Below are 25,322 nucleotides of genomic sequence, written 5' to 3'. Positions count from 1 at the left end.
TATTTTGCTGTATTAATGTTGTTATTTTACTATCATTGATAGCACTTTCTATCCTATATATGTTATATTTTTTTATTTGTAACTTATCTATATTCTATTTGAGAAAGTATTTTAAATATTTAAAAACTATAATATTTAGTTAATATTATAAAGGTTATTGTACATATAAATGTATATCTATTAAAAGTGGTATAATGTTTATATATAAAGTTTTTTTGTAAGTTATCTTATTCTTTAATTTTATTTAAATGAAATATTATAGATATTCCAATACTTATACTTTACAGTTAATTGATATTATTAACTATACATGTAAATAAAACAATGTGATTCTTATTTGATAACATGAGCTTATTTTTTTATTTAATAGAAGTGTTTGTTAGATATTTAAGTTCTTTAACTTATTTGCTTCATCTTCAGCTATTAATGCTTCAATTAGTTCATCTAAATCTCCCTCTTTCATTATATCTTCTAATCTGTATAACGTTAAATTTATTCTATGATCTGTAATTCTTGATTGTGGAAAATTATATGTTCTTATTCGTTCAGATCTATCCCCAGATCCTATTTGGCTTTTTCGTAATTGTGATATTTCTGCATCTCTTTTTTGTTTTTCAAGGTCATAAAGCCTTGCTCTTAAAACCTTAAGAGCTTTGTTTTTATTTTTATGCTGAGATTTTTCATCTTGTTGTATTACAACAATACCACTTGGTATATGTGTAATACGTACAGCACTGTCAGTTGTGTTAACAGATTGCCCTCCTGGTCCACTAGATCTATATACATCAATTCTTAGATCTTTTTCATCTATCTTTAAGTCTACTTCTTCAATTTCAGGTAACACTGCTACTGTTGCAGCTGAGGTATGAAGTCTACCAGATGCTTCAGTTTCTGGTACTCTCTGTACTCTATGTACTCCAGATTCAAATTTTAGCTTAGCAAATACATTAGATCCACTTACACATAACGAAACTTCCTTATGTCCACCTATACCAGTTGATGATGAGTTGATTTGTTCGATTTTCCAATTTTTTTTTTCAGCGTATTTTATATACATTCTGTATAAATCAGTCACAAATAATGCTGCTTCTTCACCTCCTGTACCAGCTCTAATTTCCAAAATAGCATTACGTGCATCGTCTTTATCTTTTGGAAGTAGAGATAACTTTAATTTATGTTTTACTTTAGGTAATTGTTTTTGCAGCTCGTAAAATTCTTCTTTAGCAAGATTTTTTAATTCAGTATCAGTTTCTTGGTTATTTATTAGTTCTTGTAAATCTTTTATATCTTTTTGTACAGCATTGTACTCATCTATTACTGAAATTATAGGTAACAACTCTGAATATTCCTTTGAGGCATTTACAAAAGATTCTACACTTAATTGACTTGGATCTTCTAACAAATGTTTTAGCTTATAAAACTTTTCAGATAACTCTTCTAAACCACTATCAAAGCTCATAGCTTTGCTACCATATATTAAATAATCTTTATAAATTTTGACTACTTAGGAATGATAACATCTATAATATTATTTGCAAAATTTTTTTCTTTAAATTTTGATATGTGGTATATACTTTAAGCCTAGTCTATTTTATATTTTTATTAAATGTTAGAAATTTATGAAATTAAAATCTATAATGTCACAATGTCAATTCATTATAGGAGCTACCAGCATTAAATCTTTGCCTGATTTTTCTATACCAGAAGTTGCACTTGCTGGTAGATCAAATGTTGGAAAGTCTAGCTTAATTAATGCAATAACGAATAATAGAAAAAATGCTAGAATATCATCTAAACCAGGGTGTACAAGGCAGATAAATTTTTATTTGATTAATAAAGGATTGATGGTTTTGGTTGACTTGCCAGGTTATGGATATTCTAAAGCAGATAGGGCTACTGTAAATAGTTATATTTGTTTAATGGAGTATTACTTATTAAATAGAAAGAATTTGTCAAAAGTTGTGTTACTTATAGATGCTAAAGTTGGATTTAAGGAAATAGACTTGGATTTTATTAGGTGGCTTGAAGTACATCAAATATTGTATCAATTAGTATTAACAAAAATTGACCGCGTACAAAGTAATGTTCTTGATGTTATTGTAAGTGATATTCAAAACTTCAACCTGAATTTTATTATATATCCAATCATTAATGTTAGTAGTAAATGTAAACAAGGAATAGAGGAGTTAATTTATGAAATTGCGCAATGTATCAAAAAATAATCTTAATAAAGAAGATACCAAATTGAGCATTGAGCAATTTGGTGGGAATGTTGAGTGGTTTAATATTACTAAAACTTTATCAGAGTCTTTGCCTTATATACAGCAATTTTCTGGTGAAACATTTATTATTAAGTATGGTGGTGCTGCCATGACGGATAAAAAATTGGCAGAGAGCTTTGCCCATGATGTTGTATTACTCAAGCAGCTTGGAATTAACCCAATAGTTGTACATGGAGGAGGAAATAAGATTAATGAATTTTTAGAGAAGATAAATAAGAAAAGTACATTCATTAACGGATTAAGGATTACTGATGCTGAAACACTAGAAATTGTAGAAATGGTACTTTGTGGATTAGTGAATAAAAATATTACACAGCTGATTAATAATGCTGGAGGTAATGCTATTGGATTATGTGGTAAAGATGCTAATTTAATAGAAGCAAAGAAAATTTGTTATACTTACAAAGAGAATCAATCGAATAATGTTGAAAAAATTTTAGATATGGGTTTTGTTGGTGAGCCTCATGATATTAATACAGATCTGTTATTTTTTATGGAGGAATCTGATTTTATTCCTGTAATAGCTCCTGTGTGTAGTGGTGAAAATAATTTAACATATAATGTGAATGCTGATCTAGTAGCTGGTGCTCTTGCAAATGCTATGGCTGCTGCTAAGTTAATTATTTTAACAAATGTTTCAGGGGTAACTGATAGTAATGGTAATTTAATATCTGAATTATCAGTAAGTCATGCAGAAAATCTTATTGATAATGGTACTGCACATACAGGTATGATTCCTAAGCTACAAACTTGTGTTAGAGTAGTTAAAGAAGGTTACGGTTCTGCTCATATTATTGATGGTAGAATACCTCATGTATTATTGTTGGAGTTATTTACTATTCATGGTACTGGTACAATGGTGGTGAATTCAGGAGTATAATATGTGCTTTATAGTTGGGATATAATTAAAAAAGTTACATATGAACAAGTAAGTAAAGAAGAATTAGGTGGAGCTACAGTCCATGCTGCTAAAACAGGAATTGCAGACTTAGTATTTAATAATGAAATTGAAGCATTGTTACAGATACGCAAGTTCATGCAATTTATTCCATCGAATTATATATATAAATGTATGTATTAACTTCATGTATTTAATAATTAGGAAATTTATAAATTTAAAGTGTATTAATAGGGGTTATTGAAGTTAAGTTTTTGTATGGCTTTTCTATATTGAAAATCGTACTTACTAATCCTATATTACTCAATAATTATTTATATGTTGGTGGTATAAATGTTATTTTCTTAATACTTCAATAGAAACTACGTTTGTTAATTTTTATAGTATGTTAATACTATTAGGTAAATAAGAACTTTTTATGTAGTGATATTATAAGAATATTTTATCTAATAACAATCTATCATAATATACTTTTTCTATTAATGTATTGTATTAATCTTTTATTATTAAGAGGAATAGGAGTGCTATATTGCTTGAACAAGAAATTTTACATTATAGATCCTAAAGTAAAGATTTAGATTAGTAAAAGGAAAATTGACCTTTTATTGTTAAATCAGGTGTATTCTTATTCTTCTATTTTGTTAATATATGTTTTTATAGGGTATGGAAAACATAATATCTCTAGCTTTATATAAAAATATTACTCTAAATCTACTTAAGATAGTTAATTCAAAAATAAGCTTATAGCAAGTTAAATAACAATGAATATGAATATTATCTTATTAAGTTTCTAATTAATTGTGTAAAATCTCATTTACTTATTTATAGGATAATATAATTATCCATTATTATGATGCATATAGTTATTTTCTATATTTATAAAAATACATGATATTTTTTTGTTATTCTACATATCGATTTTCAGAGTATTTAGAAATTTATTTATTATGTGTATAACTAAATATAGGCAGAATAGGGTATTCTTAAAATATTCTGATAAGAAGATAATAATATTATAGTATTACTTTTCTGTTAATTTTATCAAATAATGCAAAGATGAGTTACTTGTATAAAGTAGGACTATTTTATGTAGAAAAGAATTTAAAGAATATTACTTATTATTGTTTTATCATTTTATTGGATAATAATTTGATATAGTATAACGTATAGGTAGTATATTTACTAGAACTATATATTTAAAACTATAGCCTATATAACTTACATAACTACTTACTATTGTTTGTATATCTTAAAGATAAGTTTTTTTATTAGTTTAGTATATAGGATTGTTTTGGTTGATTATAGTTGGGTTATTAATAGGTCAACTTAAGTTATTAGATTATTGTTTTTAAAAAATAAATTCTTCTGTATAGAACTATGTGCATATTTACAAAGTTAAAGTATATTTTATTTACTATATAGTGCTTGCTACACTGAAATAAATCTATGTTAAATAGATATTTATTATAGTAGTTATTTTTTTTAATTATATTCTTGATTGTTTTAACAGTTGGTGTTAGATTTAGCTTAGGGTTTTTTAAAGGGTAAGTTTAGGTGTGTAAAAAAATAGCATATATATCTAGTGCTATAGCTTGTTTTATGCTGACAGTGGGCAATGCTTATGCTAATGATTTCTCATTGTCTGGTAATTTAAGTTTACAGCATAGTATTAATAGTAAAGATTATACAAGGGGTTTGCTTAGTGCAGATTCAAAATTATTGTATTCTTATACTGTAAAAGATAGTGTCAGTGATAAGTTTACAGTTGGTTCATCTGTAGGGATAGATGTAAAGCTAGCATCTGATGTTGTAGATGATACTGCTAATGACTCTAGTAAGTATTTACTGAATGTAGGTGCTAATAGTGCTTATGTTTTTTTAAAATTACCTAATATAGGTAGTATAGAAGTAGGTTTAGCAGAACCTGTTGCCAATAGTATGAGAATTTCTTCCTCTAAAATTAGTGTTGCTTCAGGGGGAATTTCTGGTAGCTATTTAGAGCATGTTAGTTTAAAAGCTGATTCTAAGAAGTATCCGTATGGTTTTGATAAAGATGGTACAATTTTAGTAAAGCCTGGTTTGTATATTGCTAGTGCTTGTGGACATGAAATTGGTGGGCCAGTTCTTAATTATTATTCACCAGAATTCAAGGGTTTTAAAGCTGGCTTTAGCTATATACCTAAGGATAAAGATGCGGGTGGCTATAATGATATTATTGACATAGGAATTAAGTATGAAAATAAGTTATCAAATCTTAATTATTCTTTTTCAGGGGTAATAGAGCATGCTCGTTTGAATAGTGAGGAGTATAATGATTTGGTAGCTTACAATATTGGGTTATCAATTAATTATCATGATTTTACAATTTTAGGGTCATACGGTAATTTAGGCAAATCTGGTAAAAAAGCTATATCTGTGGATACTGCAAACTATGTAGTTCTTGGTAGTGAATATTATGATCTAGGAGCGAAATTCGAAAGAAATGGATTTAGTATCAGTGCTACTTATTTTTATAGTAATAAAGATCTTAAGAAAAATGATCAAAGTAATACAGAGCAACATTCACTTTCAGTTTATGCTTTAGGTATAGAGAAGGTTTTGGTTGATAAAGTATCAGTATATAGTGATCTAATTTGTTTTGCTGTTGATAGGCCTACATCTGATCAACAGTCAGGTTATGTGTTTTTGATAGGTACAAAGTTTAAGTTTTAAGAAAAAACGGATTACTCTAGTGCCTTTATAGTAGTGATTTATCATAGCTATATAGGCATGAGGTGTAACCTTGTAAAGCAAGATAAATTGTTTTTGTAATAGGGGGGATATTTAGCCTATTTTTTGGTTATGTCTGTTATATGTTATTTTTTCTTTGTTATCTGTAGCTTAGTGGTAACACCTTTGTAAGGAGTTGAAGCTTTGTTATTATATAAAAAATGGTTGTAAGTTATATTGCTACATATTATTTGTGATACCTTTATAGTTATTCAATTCAGGTTTATGTCTTAATTTACATATATTGCTTATAGTAAATGGCTTTACTAATATATAGTGTAAGGTTTTACTGGATAGCAAACATAAGTTTTCCTTTTACATTTTGTATTGAAATATAGCAGCACAAAAGTTTCAGTGTATGTCATGTATTTGTACTGTTATATTTTAATTACTTAAATAATGAACTATGTATATTTTAAAATACTACTAAGTAGGTTATTTAGTAGGTAAAAGTTGGCATACTTGATAGGGAGTTAGGAAAACATATTTAAAAATATTGTATATAAGCTGGAAAGATATAAATTACAAATGTGAGTATCATAAATTTCTAAAAATTATGATGCTTTAATTTGAATTTTACCGAATAAGTTAGTATTTCAATTTTTGATTGTGTGTGTAAAATAGCTAATCTTAATTGGCATTATATGTTCTGTAAATAGAATACCAAATTTTTGGTGAAAGAGATGTATATAATGCTGTAAGTAATAAGTTATTTAAAGTGGTGTTATTCTTAAGTTGTAATCATTAGTATAATGTTTTATTGTATATATCAACAGTTTTGTAATATGTTGAAAGAATATAACTTGAACTGAGTTTTGGTTTTTAATTAAATTATGTAATTATTCTCATAAATTAGAGAAAATCTAATCAAATAACATTTAAGATAATATTCTTTTATATTATGTAGAATATATAAGCATGTATTATTGTATTATATAACTATCAAGACAATTTGCTGCCACACTTTTGAACAAGGAGATTTTTTGTATTTCTTTGTAAGATTTAAAGAACTTCAGCTTTGAATTATTTTATAATACTAATACTTACCAAACTATGTAACACTGATATAGCTATTATAATGTATATTTAAATTTTCTACATGTTACTAAAAACTATAAAGGCAAATTATCATGTTTGCGTGAAATTTTTTGTACTTTTTTTTCTTGTAAGAGTTGTAAAGATTTAAACAAATGTTTCCTAGTATGTGATGGTATAATAATATCATCAATATATCCTCTAGAAGCTGCTACATAAGGATTGACTATTTTAGAGCGATATTCATCAATTATATATTGTCTTTTTTCTTCATCAGCTTCATTCCTAAAGATTATTTCAACTGCTCCTTCAGCACCCATTACAGCAATCTCAGCATCTGGCCAAGCATAATTTATATCACCACATAAATGTTTAGAATTCATAACTATATATGCTCCACCATAAGCTTTACGGACAATTACACTAATTTTAGGAACAGTTGCTTCCGCATATGCATACAACAATTTAGCACCATGTACTATAATTCCAGAATGTTCTTGGTTAACTCCTGGCATAAACCCTGGGACATCAATAAAACTAATAATAGGGATATTAAATGCGTCACAAAAACGTATAAATCGTGCACCTTTTCTTGAAGCATCAATATCTAAGCATCCAGCTAATTGTAACGGTTGATTTGCAATAATTCCTACATTACAACCACCTATTTTACCAAAACCTATAATAATATTGCGAGCAAAGTCAGGTTTTATCTCATAAAAGAGTCTCTCATCACATACCTTTTCTATTAATTCATACATATTGTATGGAGTAGAACTATTTTTAGGTACCAAAGTATTTAAAGAAATGTCTTCTGTAAAAGTATCTAAATTTGTGTCAAGTTTCAATGGCTTCATGATATTATTCGATGGAATAAATTGCATGAACTTGCGTATCTGTAACAATGCTTCAATTTCATTATTAAATACTAAATCTGCAATTCCTGTTTTAGCAGCATGAACTGTAGCTCCACCTAATTCTTCTTTACTTACTTGTTCATATGTAACTTTTTTTATTACATCTGGCCCTGTAACAAACATATATGAAGTATTACGTACCATAAAGATAAAATCAGTTAATGCAGGAGAATATACTGCACCACCTGCACATGGCCCCATAATTAAAGATATCTGTGGAACTACACCTGATAAATCAACATTACGTTGAAAAATTTCTCCATAACCAGATAAAGAATCGACTCCTTCTTGTATTCTAGCACCACCTGAATCATTAATAGCAATAATAGGTACACCTAATACTGAAGCTTTATCCATAATATTACATATCTTTTTAGCATTTGATTCACTAAGTGATCCACCAAATACAGTAAAATCCTGAGAGTAAACACATACCCTTCGTCCATTAATTGTACCATATCCTACAACTACACCATCTCCAAGTATTTTAGATTGATCCATAGAAAAATTGACAGATCTGTGTTCAACAAATACTCCATATTCTTCAAAAGAATTGTCATCAAGTAATACCCTTAATCTTTCTCTTGCAGTTAGCTTACCTTTAAGATGTTGTTGTTCTATTTTAGATAAACCACCACCATTATAAGAATTCAACTTTTTATCTTTTAAATTTTGTAACCCTATAAATCTCATGATACTAGTAAAATAATCAAATATTATTCAAACATTTTTACCACATTTAACAAAAATATGTAAATCTTTTATACTTGGAAACATTATTACAAGTTTATAATTAACAAGATAGTATTTAAATATTTAAAATTTTTTATAACGCAAAAAATTATATAACATACTAAAATATGTATAAAAATATTATTATTGAAGCATTTTTGTATGTTATTATAAATGATATCTAATATGTAAATACATTATATTATTAACCATTAAAGGTACGAATATACTTTATGAACTAATGATTGTATATCTTTAATATACAATCATTCTTACATGTTATTCAAATATTTTGAATAATATATTAACTATTTCAATAAAAAATCATTCTTTATAATTAGGTAAAGGATATGTATCACAAAGTTTAAGTATAATATACTTTTATCAATTTATTAGAATATCAAATTTAAAAGAAGTTAAATATGGAATATATTGTACTTCTATTAGTTTATTAATAAATAATAACAAAAAACTTTAAAATTTTTATGTGTAAAAAATTTGTATACTGTAAAATAATAATAACCATATACGGTAATATATATAATTAAAGGCATTTAATTGTAAAAATAACAATCTTTAGTAATGTAAACTTAACTTACCAATATAGTTTTGTAGTATTTCTTATACTTTTTTTGTTAAAGAACCTATATTAATTTTATTTTATCTAAAAGACATGTGATGTTTACTAACCTCTTTACCTGCTTTCTATTGGTAAAAATAACATCTTTAGTGATATAATTAACAATATACACTGAATTTGTTACTATACAGTATATATATTTTTATTCTTTTTTCCTTACTGAAGAACTTGTACTTGATAATTTTACTTTGCCTAAAAGATATGTAGTTTCGCTTAGATCTACATCTTCATCTTCTACTTTCTCTTGTAATTTTTCTTGTGACGTTTTTGGTTTTGCCTTTCTGTCACTAATAGAACCGCCGACTGCACCGATAGTAGATAAATGATCTTCCTCACTTTCTTGAAAGAACATTGCATTTGAAGTTCCTTCTTTATTTCTTGCTTTTGAGAATTTATTATGAAAAGTAGCTGTTATCCTATTGAATAATCCTGTAGAATTAGTACTGCTGCTTATACTTTTCTCAAAATTAATATATTTAAACTCATTACAAGCCACACCTCCAACTTCTTTCAATAGAAGTGATTCATTATATGAACTATAGATACTTCTTTTACCTATACTTACTGGTACTGTTAGAACTATTTTGCCGCATTTAGCTAAGTCATCTATATAGATTTCCCCACCTGAAATACAGGTCTTCCTCAGAAACATATTAAGATTTCTAGATGTTACCATAATGTACATAGAAAAACACATATTATTATGTTCAGCATGGAATATTTTTAGCAATTCATTAAAAATTTTACTTTGTTTTACTTTTTTCCGCGGTACTTCAATTAAAATTTTAAACAGACTATCACCACTTGGGTTACATCGGTCACCAATACTATTAAAATCATCAACATATATAACAAGTCCTTTATCAGTATCAGAAGCACCAATACATGAAATACTAGAATAACGTAGGAATTGTTGTGCCATAAAACTGTTACATATTTCCTGGTTAAGTTCTATTTCCTTCTTTATATCACAACCATATAACATATTAATACCATAAGATTATTACTAATACTACCATAACAATATATATATAGTAATCTATAATATGTAAATTTTAAAGATTGTATTTAAAAATATAAAAAAAATAGTTCAAATATACATATTATGGCATTAGCATATACAATACAAAATTAAACACTAATTAGATAACAAATAAGACTTTTAAATTGTTTATATTAGAGAGTATTATTAGGTTAAGATAATAATACTTATATTTATTAAAAGACAGTTATTTAAGAAGTATACTAACTAATATTTACTAAATTATTAGTTAAATATATTGCATATGAAATACTGAATACGAATGATAGGTTACAAAATGTTATTTTATTTTCAATATATATATAATCCATGAATTATACATAACTTTTGTTATATTAATTTTAATATTACTTTCTTAAGCATGCTACATGTGTCTTTTTATGATATAAACCATTTAGTACCTAATTTATATAAAATATAACAACTTTATTGTGCTTGTATTTAATTACTACACTAGAACATTATATTATAGAGCTATCTACATATAAAACCTTAATCAAGTATGTAATAAAAATATCACATTAATTTAACAATAGGGAAAAAGAAAAAAATATATATTATATTACAATATAAATATCACTTGTATTAAAGCTATTATAAATAATATATAATCTGCCATACTTGAAAAATAGAATAGAATTAGTAAAAAACTTAGCCCGTTGTTATGTAGTTTATAATATTAAAATTCTAATATATTTATCGCTAAAACATAGAAGTATTACGTAACATACTTTTTAATCTAATTCTAGTTCGTCATAATTTTTAATTTCAACACGGTCTACATCATGTATCTTTAAAATACTGCTTACTAAATTATCGAGCAACTTTTTATCTTCTGCATATATTGGTATTTTAAAAATTAAGGAATTGTCTGGCTTAAATAGTTTTAACATATCATAAGCACATAATATAATAATCATTAAAGATGCCAAACTTAAACAATGGGAAGCAATATTATGGAAAACCTTAACATGAGCAGGACAAAAAATAGCAACTTGTATACATATGGTTACTATAAACAACCCAGCTATTAAAGTAGAACTATGTTTTTTTAACTTTCTGGTTATATCAGAAAATTTTATGCATTCATCTTTTTGTTTTATAGGTTCCAGTATTTCACTTGGAATTAATGGCTTTGGATCTGACCTTTTTAACATACTACGGAAACACAATGTAAGAAGTATTACAGATACTAATAAAAAAAAGCAAGAAGATATGGTATTTGGAGAATAAAACATCTGAAATGTAATAGCTGCACTAATACCAATAATCAACATAAAATGATATTTTAATAGCTTATGATTTGTATTATGATACTTCATATACAATGTACCTAATTAGTAATTTAATAAATATTAATTAATATACTTGTCTAAGTAATTAATTTTTTTTAATATCATAAAAATCTAATAGTCACAACATATTAATATGATATAACATAAAAAGTTACATATTTTTAGTGTATTAAATTATACAAAACATACATATGTAATGAGTAAGATCACTCATATTAATACACAACTGTAAAAATATTTTTCTATGAATCATTAATTATATAGCTAACATATTTAATTTATTTATGATTAATTTTACTAATCTAAATTATAGACATATATAATTACTGGAAAACATGGTAATAAGCTAACAGCTTATTATATATATAGCATAATTATCCAAGAAGGCCATAATATTCTACTATACTATGTAGTATTAGTGTTCTTATACTTAAATTTATATAAGATCAAAATTCATAAGACAGATGTGAATTTTTTTCAATATATTCAAAACAATATTCAATGTAAAAAGAACTCTTAGAACTATACAAAAATTTATAAAATACTGAATTACTTTCTAGTAATTACACTAATACATACTAAATTAGTATTTAACCTCAACATAATTAATACACATTTAAAGTATTATTATTGATAAAATCACGTTTTAGTTCAACAAAATCATCCATTAATATGAAAGTATCTAATCGGCAGCTTCACAATCAGATATTTTAATTTTTAGAAAAGTCCTAGTATCAGGGTTCAATGTAGTATCCCATAATTGATCTGTATTCATCTCACCCAAACCTTTAAATCTTTGTAAAGTCATGTCCTTTTTGCTAAATTCTATTATGTTATCTACTAAAAAATTTAACTTACATTTAGAACATTTAGCGTACTTGCTGGAAAAGCTTATATGACTAAATTCCAAGAAGCGAGTATATATAATAGTATTTCTTAGAACAAATAAATCAGCATAAGTTTTTTAAAGAAATGTATACTTTTATACAATCTGATTAACTTATTTTAGCTTTCTTCCGTATATATACAAAACACTATAGTTCATGGTTTTGCTAATTTACAAGTAATAGATATGATGCAAAAGGTCACATGTTAGCTGATTTGACTGCTATAATTGAGTTATTGGATATAAGTATTTTGGAAATAAATAGGTAAGAAATGGTATCTAGTATACAAAAGAACTGCAATACAGGTAATAACATGAAAAACTGATATATATAATATCGTAAGGATAGTATTTTAATATCTGAATTATCAGTAAGTCATGAAGAAAATCTTATTGATAATGGTACTGCAAATGCAGATATGATCCATAAGTTACAAATTTGTGTAAAAGTAGAAGGAAATATTACGGTTACGCTCATGTTATTGATAGAAAGATGTTTCATGTATTATTGTTGTAGTTATTTAGTATTTATGTATTGGTACAATAGTAGGGAGTTCATAAGCATTAATATATGCTAATTATATACTTTATAGTTGAGGATGTATGTATTGATGCGTTGAGTGTTTGTGATTTTATGATATTAGTTATTAATAGAAATAACTTGCATTAAATTCCACATAATTTTTCTATATTAAAAGCTTATGTTTGCTACTGAATTATACTAAGATCAAATAGATTTGATTTCAAAATAAAGTTTAATCTATAATGGTATTTTCCTTTTTCTTATATTCTATTAATATATTTTTTATTTTATCAGCATTTAATTTTTCATAATAATCATCATTTATCTGTACAACTGGTGCATTAACACACGCACCTAAGCATTCTACTTCTTTTAACGTAAACAAATTATCATCTGTAGTATTTCCGACATCTATATTTAAAAATTCCTTACACGCTTTTAATACATTCTCGCTACCACATAACCAACACGGAGTTGTTCTACATACCTGAACTAAATATTTACCAGTTACAGATAAATTATACATTGAATAAAACTTAGCAACTTCATATACATGTATTGGTTTCATATCTAAAAAATCTGCTATGTAGTTCATAGCAGCTATTGGAATAAGCCCCCCACACTGTTTTTGGGCAATATGCAGCAATGGCATTACTGCACTAGATTTTCTATCACTAGGATATCTATTAAGAGCGTCATTTGCTTGTTTTAGACTTTCTTTATTGAATTTAAATTCTCCAATATCATAACGTGTATTGCAATTCTTTTGTATATTAGACACCATTTCTTACCTATCTATTTCTCCAAATACTATATCCAATGATCCAATTATAGCAGTTAAATCAGCTAACATATGACCTTTTGCCATCATATCTATTGCTTGTAAATGAGCAAAACCAGGAGCTCTAATTCTACACCTATACGGTTTATTTGTTCCATCGGATACTATATACACACCAAATTCACCTTTTGGAGCTTCAACTGCCATATAGGTTTCTCCAGCAGGTACACTATAACCTTCTGAATATAATTTGAAATGATGTATTAATGCTTCCATAGATTTTTTCATTTCTGATCTCTTTGGTGGAGCAATTTTCCTATCATCTGTTTTTACAGGACCATCTGGTATACGATTTAAACATTGTTCAACTAATCTAATAGATTCTCTAATTTCTGCCATCCTAACCAGATATCGATCATAGCAGTCTCCTTTTTCTCCAATAGGAATTTTGAACTCAAGTTCATCATATATTTCATAAGGTTGACTTTTACGTAAGTCCCAAGGAATTCCGCAGGCTCTTAACATTGGTCCTGAAAAACCCCAATTCAGAGCTTGTTTCTTAGATACTACACCAATATCAACATTACGTTGCTTCCAAATCCTATTTTCAGTTAACAAGCTATCTACATCATCCATAAATTTAGGAAATGTATTCACAAACTGAAATATATCATGTATCAAATCTTCAGGAATATCAGCTGCTACACCCCCTGGACGAATATATGCTGAATGGAATCTTGCTCCTGATGCTCTTTCATAAAAATTCAGAATCTTTTCACGTTCTTCAAACATCCACAATAAAGGAGTCATAGCTCCAATATCTAACGCTTGACTTGATATATTTAATAAATGATTTAATATCCTAGTCAATTCACAAAAGATAACACGTAAATATTTTGCCCTAATTGGAACTTCACATTTTAGCAACTTTTCTACACATAATGAGTATGCATGTTCTTGAGCCATTGGAGATACATAATCAAGACGATCAAAATATGGTAAAGCTTGCAGATATGTTTTATATTCAATTAACTTTTCGGTTCCTCTATGTAATAATCCAATATGTGGATCTATTCTTTCTATAACTTCGCCACCCATTTCTAAAACTAAACGCATTACACCATGAGCTGCAGGATGCTGAGGTCCGAAATTTAAAGTCATTGGTGTAATTTTGACGTGATCAGACATTGTTAATTATGAAATAATATAACTTAAATTATGTAAGTACTAATATTTTATGTCAAGAATAAGGTTCGGATAGTACGCGAATTATACAAAAGTAATTTATCATTATATTAAGTTTTAGTATAATAAAATATGTCATTGGTATTGACAAGAACTAAGTCGATTCTTAGTAACGGCACAGATAGTTAATATAATAAATTTTGTTAAAAGGATATTTATATAGGTATGCTCTTTTACTAATATAATGTATTATTTAAACTACTAAATAAGATCATTTTTTATATAATCATAGCAAGTTTAATTAATATTAAAACAATTAGTAGTTGATTTACATAGTAAGTATAAAAGTATGCTTATTGATCATGATGTTTAATACAGCTATTTTTTGTGTGTAGCTATTCTACTAATAAATGCAATTAATAGGTATTTTTTAAAAGTAATAATTTTGGTGATGAATTCTAGGATTTTGGTACAATGATAGATTTGTAATGTATATACTATAGTAGGTATAAGGAGTAATAAAAAGTTTAGTAATTATCGTTTAAATGTAAAAATTTAGGTGCTAAAGGTGGTTTTTATTTTAGTTATTGTACAGTATTTTTTATCTCTTTAATATAGTATTCATCGTATTTCATATACAAAATTAAAAATGTGTAGAAATTTTGTACTATCATAATTTTAGTACATCATACTTTCAAAAAACATATTAATTCATCAATTAATATCTTAGTTATTTAATATATAAAAAAACACAACTAAAAGATAACATACTGTTTAAATCACATAATTTAAGTAAATATATATATTACAATTAATATTGATTTATATAATAAACAATTATTTTCAATATAACTTGCTTTGTAAATTTCTTATACTAGCGATCCTTAGAAGCACTAATATATATTGTAATTATATGGTAAAAACTATATATAATTAGCCTAAATAAAATTGAACATAGTATACAAGTTTTAAAATAACCATTTAATCTTACAAACAATATGAGAAGTAATGCTATAGATCACAAATATTGAAAAGAATATATGTATTAATAATATATCTAAGATAATTATTTAAACATTAGGTAATATATTTTATTATATTACTAAACGAAAATCATTATTGATAATACTAGTATATTAATAGTTTATTGCTCATTACTCAAGTAATATACAAAACACTATTTAACATCATCATAAACAGCAAATATATAGAAAAAAATACTATAAACATCTGTAAGTTATCATATATAATTTTTTACAATAACTAGACAGACAAAATCGTTTATAAATATCATAATTTGTATTTCCTATAACATAAAGTTTCCAATATTATAAATAAAATGCTAAATTGTTCTAAAATGTCTACTATAGTAAGATTATTGAATAGGAAATTCAGAGTATAATATTTATATACAGAATAGGTATATACTAATAGTTAGATATAGCACATAGATTACTTTTACCAATCTTGAAATGCAACAAAAAGATTATTTTTTTCAATACTATAGATCACAGGTACATGACATAACATAACATGTACTTACTAAGATAGTATTTACTTTAGATGATATAAAAATTAATTTATTTCACGAAATATGTATAGTTAGTACATGCGTAATAATTATTGGCAGACTTTATTGCTGTATAGATATGTGATTATATAACCCATTGTTATTGACTTAATCATCAATTTTAGTGAAAACAAATCAATCTAATTTTTTATAATCATGTACTACAAATTCTAGAGGCATAATTCCTGAACTAGCCATTTTAATACTAGATAAAGAAAAACTTAATAATACTTTGTGAGATTCAGTATGTGACTTAACTCCATTAACAGCAATTTTTGTTTTAAAAGTTACAATAGCTTTATTAAGTGAAGTAAAATTTTGTGATATTAAATCAACTTTATCAATTACAGTACTGATTGATAAAGCTTTTGAGTTATACTTAGAATTACTAGGATTACTAGGATCTTTCATTTCTTTAAAGCTTAAATATATTTTCCTTGAAGAATTGTTTTCTATAAAGTTGAACTGACTTTCTAAATCATCGTATGAGTATGATTCATATCTTTTTACATATTGTGCAACAAGGTACCGTGATAGGAGTGTTTCTTCACTATCTTCATTATTAGTACTTAACTTTCTTATAACAGAAAACTCATCAGTATAACGATCTGTATATTTAACAAATGAAAAATCTGTTTTTAGTGGAAAATATGAGTATATGTCAAACATTAATACTAAGATTAAATATAGCAAGAAAAGTGTTACAATTGACAACCAAGCACGTTCAGTAATACAGAACAAATATTTGTTACAATACCAGTCTAATGCATCTTGAAAATATTTACTACTTCCAATATATTCACTATCAATATCTTTATCATTGCTACAAGACATAAAAATTTCTACTTGAGTTCATAATATATAAAAATGTCATAACTAATAATAAACAGTAATACTATTAAATATAGTTCATTACCATAAAAATATTTATATATAAATATTAGAAGTATATAGTTAAAATATAGATAATACTTATATTAATTGTTATTTAACTTGTTATAAGCTTATTTTTGAATTAACTATGTTAAAAAGATCATATTATATATCATTATATATTTAGAGTAATACTTCTACATAATGCTAGATATTATGTTTCCATACTTTATAAAAACATATACTAGCAAAATGAAGAATACATATTATTTTAATAATAAAGGATAAATTTTCCTTTTACTAATCTAAATCTTTACTTTGAGATTTATGATGTGAAACTTCTTGATCAGACAACATACCTATTCCTGTTGTTTGTGATTCTTCTTGTTGTAATTTTGCTAATTTTAAACGTCTTGCTTCTCTTTTTCTTTTAATTTCTGCTGGTGTATCTATATCATCTTCACTTGATACTGTATTAGATGATGAAGAATCAGGTGTTAGTTGTTTTCTTATTTGTGATAATCTTGATTTTAAACTCTGTTTTACATGGAGTTCTTGTTGTATAATTGATTCTTCTTCAGTTGATACTGCTGATGAAGATTCACTTGCTGATTTAGTATAAAGTCCAGAACTAACTAATGCTTTAAAGTCTTGTTCATTGAGATATTTTCCTTTTATATTTCCTAATTGTTTTAATACACTTGCCTCATTAAATGGGAATTTTCTAGCATCTTTTGTATATATCCTAATATATCTTACATCACATGTAATTACAACATCAGAAAACTGTCTTGTCTTTGTACAAAGATTCTTAAATAGATTAATGTTTTGATTATCTACTAGGCAATATATATCACATAATAAATACTTACTCGACATTTCTTCATCACTTAGATTATGTACATTCACTAGTTCAGGAGTACTTAATATAACTTCAGTTAACATCCTACTTCGTATTAAAAATAAAGATGTACCTTTGGCAGTTGGTAAGTGTTCCTTTGAGAATATACTAGGAGGATAAATTGTTAATCCTTGTTCAGGATCTATAGTATTACCTATACAACGTATCTTTTTGATGAGAAAATCTTTTTTATATAAAGCACAAAGTGTAGGCAAAATTCTGCATAGGAGTTTATTTGCTTGTATTTCGATATACTCAAATGTGTCTAGTACTGATTCAATTATCTGTCTACTTTCAACATATTTAAACTCTGCATTACATAACCCTATATCGTTGATTAGTTCTTCTTCACTAATGTTTAATGATAACATTTCTTGTGTATACAATTTTATACATTTTACAGAACAATGTTGAATTAACTCTTCAATATATGGCTTATCTAAATCATCACATACATCAATAAAACTCTTAATATCTTCTTCATATACTAGGCAATACATATCACATTTAATGTAATAATCTTCTTTTTCACTTTTTGTTAATTTAAATGTATTATTTAGTATTTTACTGTGTAATATAATGTTAGGTGGTATATTTATCCTTATAATGAATAAAGATTGATTTTTAGGAAAAGGAAGAAGATCTCGTGGACACTGAGTGGTAACTATTAATTGATTATCAACAGTATTTCCTATACATCTTATATAGTTTGTTTGATGTTTATTAAGTTTAAGACATATTTCACGACATAATTTATTATTTGCTTGTCTAAGTATATCAATCTTTTCTTGATGCAGATTACTTAAATATTTGAAAGTTGCATTACATAACCCTATATCGTTGATTAGTTCTTCTTCACTAATGTTTAATGATAACATTTCTTGTGTATGTAATGTTACACATTTTACAGAACATAATTTAATGATATTTTTAAATTTTTGACGTTTTTGTTGTGTAGTATCATCTATTACATCATCCGATGACACTTCATTAGTAAAATCTTGAAGATTATGCTTAGTTACTAGACAGTATGCAGTGCATAAAATATAATCACTATCAATACCAAGATCATTTTTTACTACTTTAAAAGTAGAAGATAATATGGCATTATTTGCTATAATAGTGTGTGGTATAGCCATCAGTATAGAAAATAATGAATCACCTTGAGGTGTAGGAAGAAGAGCTAGTGGACATTCAGTATGAACTACTAATTTATTCTTAGTGGTGGTGTGTCCTACACATTTTACATCAATTATTTTATTTGCTTCAGGTAGACTGCATATTGCACTACATAGTTCATTATTTATTTGCTGTATTTTCTGAAGTTTTTCCTGACGTAGATCACTAAAATATCTAAATGTTGCATCACATATTCCTACATTATTTATTAGCTGTTCTTCGCTAATTTGTAATGATAATATTCCTTCTGTATTGAGTTTTATACATCTTACAGAACAATGTTGAATAATATCTTTAAGCTTTGGTTTATTATTTTTTGCATTATTACATTCATCAGTAAAATTTTTAAGTTTCTCCTTACTAACTAAACAGTACATTGTACAATTGAGAGCACCTTTTTTACATTCACTTTCTGTTAATTCAAAAGTAGAGGATAATATTTGATTGCCCCCTATAACATTAGGTAATATACTCATCTCGACAAGAAATAGAGAGTTACTTTGAGGTATAGGTAAAAGGCTTTCTGGACATTTAATATGAACTGTGAGTTGATTACTGTCAGGAGTATGTCCTATGCATTTTACAGAAGTTACATTCTCCTCATTACATGCATGGCATATTGCATTACATAAATCATCATTTCTTTCTTTAAGCTGCTTAAGTTTTTCTTTCCTTACTAGATCAGATGCATATATATATTCTGCATTTAAATTTGCTATATTTGATAGAGCATGTTCTATGTTAATAGGAAATTTTAATATATCTTCTGTAAATAATTGTGTGTAAATATTATTGGAAATTTTTATTAAATTTTCATATCCTATTTTAGGATTACTACATATTTCAGTAAAATCATCAAGATTTTCATTACCTACTAAACAATACATTTCACACTTAACAAGGCCACTATTTATTTCACCTTCTGTGAAAACAAACTCTTTAGATAATTCTTGAGAATTAGAATTTGTTATAATGGTAATTGGTATAGTACCACTTATACGAAATAAGGATAGATTTTGAGGAATAGGGAATAAGTTTAGTGGAATGTTAGGGTCAATAAAAGCCACTAATTTACCGGTTTCATCAGTATATCCTACACAAGATATATCTATTTCATTAACTAGATTAGCAGCGGAATTTATAGCATTGCATAGAAGAAGATTTAATCTTTTTTCATGTGCATATAGATCGAAAGTAAGTGGCATAACAGGTAACTATTAAATATATAAGGACATATCTTATAATATAATTAAAATATATTAATATTACAAGAATATTAATTCTTCTTTTTCCTATATATATCCATCTTAAAATACATCAAATATTCTATAGGTGAGTCTTAACAAACATTGATTACTATAAGTAGATGTTATTGTGAGTAATATTAAAAAACTTCAACTATTATCTTAATAGTTCATAAAGTTGAGCTTTTAGTATTAATAGAATAATATTACAAATTGTATAGTTGTATTTATAGCTTGTTAATTATGAGAACCGATAAAAGAATATTGTTGATTGGTTTTTACTAATATTTTGAATTAATTTTCTACGTTTAATAATAATATTATTAATAACTAAATAAGTAGCTTTTGTTGATTAGAATTTTTTATCTATTGACATATTGCTTATTATGTTTATGTTTTTTTTATACTAATAAATTAATATTACTTATTAAAATATAATAACTAATAGTATTAATTTAAAGACTATGTTCAACCATAAAGTCATACGTCTTATCAATACAACATTATGTAATAAGATAGATTTGCTTGTTGATGTTAAAGTTAAGAGATCTTACTGTATAGGTCATACAGCAGATCATAAAAAGTTATTGCAAGTATATATTACCAAGACTCATAAAAATCGACAACTAATTTTACCAAATGGACAATCTTTATTTTTATTAATGTTAAGCGTACCTAATGTAATATTGAAAAATGATCGTTATTTGTTTAAAACTTTTATGTTATCCAATGAAGAATTAGAAAAAAAATACATCAATGTTAAAGTATGTTTTTTAGTTGATGGAGATAACATAGCAAATTTTGTACATGATATACTTAATTCACAACAATTAATATGTAAATATTTAGTAAGTTATGGTACTAGTATATTTGTTAGGCCATTGATAGAATCTTTACGTAGATATAGATGTGATGAGTATTACTTTTTGAAAAATGTTGTAAAATTAAAGGCAGATTTTATACTAGAAGAAAAAGAAGAATCTAATAAGTTATCCTATTATGGAAAGAGATACTGTCTTACAGTTTTCTCTAATATGTGCAAAAAGTTACCTGATATAAAAGAATTATTGCCAATTCAAGAAGATAGTGGAACAGAGGAAGAAGAAGAAAAACAACCAGCTCAAGCATTAGTTGAAACTTGTATTCAGTCTTTATCATCAGGCGAAGAGAATTTGAGAACGTATTAAAAAAAATATACTAATAGAGCAATCTGTTCTAATAATTTTAGTTAATCTGAGAGAATATATGACATTCAGTAACATGACTCGTTTATCCATAGATCAACTTGTTTATTAGCGATAGTAAATTTTCATTCTGTTATTTATAATATTTGTCTTAAACAATATGGAATAGAACTATTTTTTTAATTACTTAAATATATTATTAATCTTTAATTATCGACTATTGGGTTTATTGCGTCATTATAAAAATAACAGAATATCACTTCTCTAGCTCTTCTTATAATGAAGATATATTAATTATAATAGGAAAAACCATAGATGGTACAACAAAGTTGTTATTTTATTTAGTTTTATATAATCAGTTATGAACCAAAACAATGGATTGTATAATATTTATTTATTAATATTTAGCTTATATTCTTAATACTATTGTTTGCTTATACTTCTTCTATATTGCTAGTTTTTATTAAAATTCTGTTTCTTGATTACTATTAGAATATTTTATTTTAAAATATGTTATATTGCTTTCCTTTATTAAAAGAATGCTGACTTATTTAAATTGATACAATAAGCATTCAAAATTCATTATCTTATTTAAGGTATCCTTAGATACACTAACAATGGAAATAACAATTTATACTACTAATAATTTTAATTTAGTGAGTTTAAGAGTTTTTGAGAATGTAAACTAAGATTGATTATTTAGTTCTTCTTCTAAGGTGAAAAGTAATTTTTACATCTTGTTTTCCTTATACACCTTTTATACTATACATTTTTACTTATAATGCTTAGAATGTTAAAGTAGTATAATTATTATATTATTATTTTTTACTAAAATATATAGCACTATTCGATACTTTTATACGATTTTTTTTTTTTTTTTTTTTTTTTTTTTTTTTTTTTTGAACAAAATCTTAACCTATGTGGTTGTTTTTCTTCTTCCTCTGTTTCACTTATAGGCAAATATAATGGTGAAATATTTGGAACTAATAACTATACAGATATTGAAATGCTGATGCTATTATTGTTACTGCTGGAATAACTAGAAAACCTGGTATGAGTCGTGATGATCTTATTAGTACTAACGTTAATATAATAAAAGAAATAGCAACTAATATTGCAAATATGCTCCAAATGCATTTGTTATTGTAGTAACTAATCCACTTGATGTTATGGTATTGGCAATGTATAGATATTCACATCTGCCTAGTAATATGATTGTTGGAATGGCAGGTGTTTTAGATTCAGCAAGATTTTCATATTTTATTGCAAAAGAATTAAGTGATCTGCTTGAATTGGCAATAATTCTTTATATATCAGGTAACGTTTTACACATATTGGAGAAAACTATAAGACAATATCTTCTGTCATAATAGGATAACTTATTAGGTTTTTCTTTTTCTTCTTTTAAAATAGGTACACATTCTATCAATAGCATAACAAATATACTAGTACCACATTTTTATATATACTTATATCCTAATTATTATAGGTAAATATATCATGTCTTTTCCGTTATTATTAGGCATGTCAATATGATTATTAATGTGAATCGCTATTAAAAATTTTAGATATCTAAAAAAACTGAAGATTTTTATAATATTTTAAACTTAATTTTTGCTTTTAATTATTTGATATAATCAGTACTATTAGTCTCTGGTATAAGTTACAATTATGTCATTACTTTCATAAGTTTTGTGAACTTTTTGTGCTATATATATGTTTGTATTATTGCTTTCATAATTTTTTATGAATAAAGTCATAATTAATAGTTAGAATACTAAAAAGGTATGTAATATATCTAATATATAAGTATTAACTAATAGTATTTATAATTATTATTTAAATTTTTTAGAAATGAATTTCAATAATTGATCTTGAGATTCATAGAATAGGGCATTAGGAAATTGATTTTTAAACCATGTATACTGACGTTTAGCATAGTGTCTTGTATTCCTTTGAGCTATTTCTATAGCTTTTTCAATACTAATTTTATTTGTTAGATATTGAATAATTTCTGGTATACCATGAGCTTTCATAGCAGGAAAATGATTAGGTATATTTAATGATATTAAATTTTTTACTTCTTCTATTACAGATGAATTAATCATACTAATAAAACGATCATTAATTTTTTTGTATACTTCCTGTCTTTGTGGAACTAGTATACAGAGAGTAAAGTTGTCAAATAATGGTTTACGTTTTAGCTCTTCTTGTAATCTAAATATCGAAGTTCCTGTCTGTTCGATAACTTCATATGCTCTTAGTAATTGATACGAGTTGTTATAGTGTAAACGTTTTGCTATAGGATCTTTTTCTATTAATAATGAATAAAATTCTTTATTTCCCAAAGTGTTGAATAACTGTTTTGTTTGATATCTAATGTTTTCTTCTATTGCAGGAATCTGGGATAATCCATATATTATACTACTAATGTACATACCACTACCTCCAGTAATAATTGGTAGTTTATTTTCTGTAAAGGTTTGATATATTTCTCTTTTTAAATCATTAACCCATTCTGCTACGGAGTACTGTTTTACAGCTGATACATATCCATATAGTTTGTGTGGTATAAAAGTCTCATTTAATTTTGGCTGATCTGTAATTATAGGAATTTCTTTATATATTTGTTTTGAATCACAGTTGATAATAACTCCATTATTATCTTGCGCGATTTTTATAGATATTTTAGACTTACCAGATGCTGTGGGACCAGTAATGATTAATACATTATTCATGGTGTTTATACATAATTGAATTATTATGGTATGTACAATTATAGTAAAAATATAGTATAAATGAAGAATTAGTCATTTTGTTAATATGCAATTTTAGTTAAATTAGGTAAATAAATGAGCGATGACTCTAAAAAAACAGGTGATTCAAAGTTTACTAAACAATTTGCTGGCAATAGAAAAAGTGTAGGAAGTGGAAGTGGTGGTTTTGCTCAAAGATATAATAATCCTAATGCAATTTCTAATAAAACAACAAAATTTTCTGAGACATTAAGTAGTAAAAGTGAAAAAGATTCATCTTTTTCTGAATCAAAGGATGTATTAAGAAAAAGTAAATTAAGTAATAAAAATTTTGCTGAATCTACTAAGAAGAGTAGGTTAGATTGTTTATTCCTTGTTAGAGGTAAAGATAATGGTAGGCCTGCTTGGCATTATGTGTTAGTTGACAAACATAAGAGAGAAATGTTTCTTGCTAAGAGTAGGTCAGGATCTATAGATGTTGCATTATATGGGCAAATATTATATTCTGGTTGGGGTGAAAATCCACCACAAGATATAGTAAAGAAAATAGAAGATGAATTTGGTGTTTAATAAATATATTGTTAATTAATTGTATAACATATATAGATTGCTATATAGCTAAAAAAGGAA

At 25.9% G+C, this 25,322-nt stretch carries 14 protein-coding genes and 5 pseudogenes; 9 read left to right on the top strand and 10 right to left on the bottom strand.

What is annotated here, in order from left to right; genetic code table 11:
- Window positions 1-379: 379 nt before the first annotated feature.
- Window positions 380-1,459, bottom strand: a complete 1,080-nt coding sequence (gene prfA, locus ERUM_RS02470) for a peptide chain release factor 1 (protein WP_011155131.1) — start codon at window positions 1,457-1,459, stop codon at window positions 380-382.
- 160 nt (window positions 1,460-1,619) lie between these two features.
- Here prfA and yihA point away from each other — a divergent pair, with 160 nt between their 5' ends.
- The 4 genes and pseudogenes from yihA to ERUM_RS02450 all read left to right on the top strand — a co-directional run bounded on the left by yihA (window position 1,620) and on the right by ERUM_RS02450 (window position 5,892).
- Complete coding sequence (gene yihA / locus ERUM_RS02465; protein WP_011155130.1) at window positions 1,620-2,222, top strand: ribosome biogenesis GTP-binding protein YihA/YsxC; 603 nt, start codon at window positions 1,620-1,622, stop codon at window positions 2,220-2,222.
- Complete coding sequence (gene argB / locus ERUM_RS02460; protein ID WP_011256090.1) at window positions 2,194-3,162, top strand: acetylglutamate kinase; 969 nt, start codon at window positions 2,194-2,196, stop codon at window positions 3,160-3,162. The genes yihA and argB overlap by 29 nt, the downstream gene beginning before the upstream one ends.
- A gap of 18 nt (window positions 3,163-3,180) precedes the next feature.
- A pseudogene (locus ERUM_RS02455) lies at window positions 3,181-3,339 on the top strand (carboxyl transferase domain-containing protein); the annotation flags it as partial.
- A gap of 1,440 nt (window positions 3,340-4,779) precedes the next feature.
- A complete protein-coding gene (locus tag ERUM_RS02450; RefSeq protein WP_231837196.1) occupies window positions 4,780-5,892 on the top strand; it encodes a porin in 1,113 nt (370 codons plus the stop codon).
- Window positions 5,893-7,061: 1,169 nt separating this feature from the next.
- Here ERUM_RS02450 and ERUM_RS02445 read toward each other — a convergent pair.
- The 4 genes and pseudogenes from ERUM_RS02445 to ERUM_RS05250 form a co-directional block, all read right to left on the bottom strand.
- Window positions 7,062-8,594, bottom strand: coding sequence for an acyl-CoA carboxylase subunit beta (locus ERUM_RS02445; protein ID WP_011155127.1), 1,533 nt, complete (start codon window positions 8,592-8,594; stop codon window positions 7,062-7,064).
- An 821-nt stretch (window positions 8,595-9,415) separates the two neighbouring features.
- A complete protein-coding gene (locus ERUM_RS02440) occupies window positions 9,416-10,258 on the bottom strand; it encodes a DUF3023 domain-containing protein (RefSeq protein WP_011155126.1) in 843 nt (280 codons plus the stop codon).
- A 791-nt stretch (window positions 10,259-11,049) separates the two neighbouring features.
- Window positions 11,050-11,637, bottom strand: coding sequence for a hypothetical protein (locus ERUM_RS02435; protein ID WP_011155125.1), 588 nt, complete (start codon window positions 11,635-11,637; stop codon window positions 11,050-11,052).
- A 578-nt stretch (window positions 11,638-12,215) separates the two neighbouring features.
- A pseudogene (locus ERUM_RS05250) lies at window positions 12,216-12,436 on the bottom strand (hypothetical protein); the annotation flags it as partial.
- A gap of 219 nt (window positions 12,437-12,655) precedes the next feature.
- Here ERUM_RS05250 and ERUM_RS05255 point away from each other — a divergent pair.
- Together ERUM_RS05255 and ERUM_RS05170 are read left to right on the top strand one after the other, a co-directional pair.
- Window positions 12,656-12,765 (top strand): annotated as a pseudogene (locus ERUM_RS05255) (NADH-quinone oxidoreductase subunit D-related protein); the annotation flags it as partial.
- An 84-nt stretch (window positions 12,766-12,849) separates the two neighbouring features.
- Window positions 12,850-13,013 (top strand): annotated as a pseudogene (locus ERUM_RS05170) (acetylglutamate kinase); the annotation flags it as partial.
- A gap of 238 nt (window positions 13,014-13,251) precedes the next feature.
- On the opposite strand, the gene nuoE reads toward ERUM_RS05170, so the two are convergent.
- The 4 genes from nuoE to ERUM_RS02415 all read right to left on the bottom strand — a co-directional run bounded on the left by nuoE (window position 13,252) and on the right by ERUM_RS02415 (window position 20,713).
- Complete coding sequence (gene nuoE, locus ERUM_RS02430) at window positions 13,252-13,803, bottom strand: NADH-quinone oxidoreductase subunit NuoE (protein ID WP_011155124.1); 552 nt, start codon at window positions 13,801-13,803, stop codon at window positions 13,252-13,254.
- Between the two features lie 3 nt (window positions 13,804-13,806).
- Window positions 13,807-14,988: an NADH-quinone oxidoreductase subunit D gene (locus ERUM_RS02425; RefSeq protein ID WP_011155123.1), complete on the bottom strand. Its 1,182-nt coding sequence runs from the start codon at window positions 14,986-14,988 to the stop codon at window positions 13,807-13,809.
- 1,702 nt (window positions 14,989-16,690) lie between these two features.
- Window positions 16,691-17,389, bottom strand: a complete 699-nt coding sequence (locus ERUM_RS02420) for a VirB8/TrbF family protein (protein ID WP_011155122.1) — start codon at window positions 17,387-17,389, stop codon at window positions 16,691-16,693.
- Between the two features lie 339 nt (window positions 17,390-17,728).
- On the bottom strand, window positions 17,729-20,713 hold the full coding sequence (locus ERUM_RS02415) for a DUF3023 domain-containing protein (RefSeq protein ID WP_011155121.1): 2,985 nt from the start codon (window positions 20,711-20,713) through the stop codon (window positions 17,729-17,731).
- A 503-nt stretch (window positions 20,714-21,216) separates the two neighbouring features.
- Between ERUM_RS02415 and ERUM_RS02410 the strand changes: the two genes are divergently transcribed.
- Together ERUM_RS02410 and ERUM_RS05010 are read left to right on the top strand one after the other, a co-directional pair.
- Complete coding sequence (locus ERUM_RS02410) at window positions 21,217-21,939, top strand: DUF3023 domain-containing protein (protein WP_011155120.1); 723 nt, start codon at window positions 21,217-21,219, stop codon at window positions 21,937-21,939.
- 943 nt (window positions 21,940-22,882) lie between these two features.
- Window positions 22,883-23,258: pseudogene (locus ERUM_RS05010) on the top strand (lactate/malate family dehydrogenase); the annotation flags it as partial.
- A 513-nt stretch (window positions 23,259-23,771) separates the two neighbouring features.
- On the opposite strand, the gene miaA reads toward ERUM_RS05010, so the two are convergent.
- On the bottom strand, window positions 23,772-24,674 hold the full coding sequence (gene miaA, locus ERUM_RS02400) for a tRNA (adenosine(37)-N6)-dimethylallyltransferase MiaA (RefSeq protein WP_011155119.1): 903 nt from the start codon (window positions 24,672-24,674) through the stop codon (window positions 23,772-23,774).
- Window positions 24,675-24,788: 114 nt separating this feature from the next.
- Between miaA and ERUM_RS02395 the strand changes: the two genes are divergently transcribed.
- Window positions 24,789-25,262 (top strand): hypothetical protein, encoded by a 474-nt coding sequence (locus tag ERUM_RS02395; protein ID WP_011155118.1) that lies wholly within the window; start codon window positions 24,789-24,791, stop codon window positions 25,260-25,262.
- Window positions 25,263-25,322 lie beyond the last annotated feature (60 nt).

Source organism: Ehrlichia ruminantium str. Welgevonden (assembly GCF_000026005.1).
Lineage (GTDB): Bacteria > Pseudomonadota > Alphaproteobacteria > Rickettsiales > Anaplasmataceae > Ehrlichia > Ehrlichia ruminantium.
The sequence above is the reverse complement of the archived record's forward strand: the minus strand, read 5'-3'. Positions and strand labels throughout refer to the sequence as shown.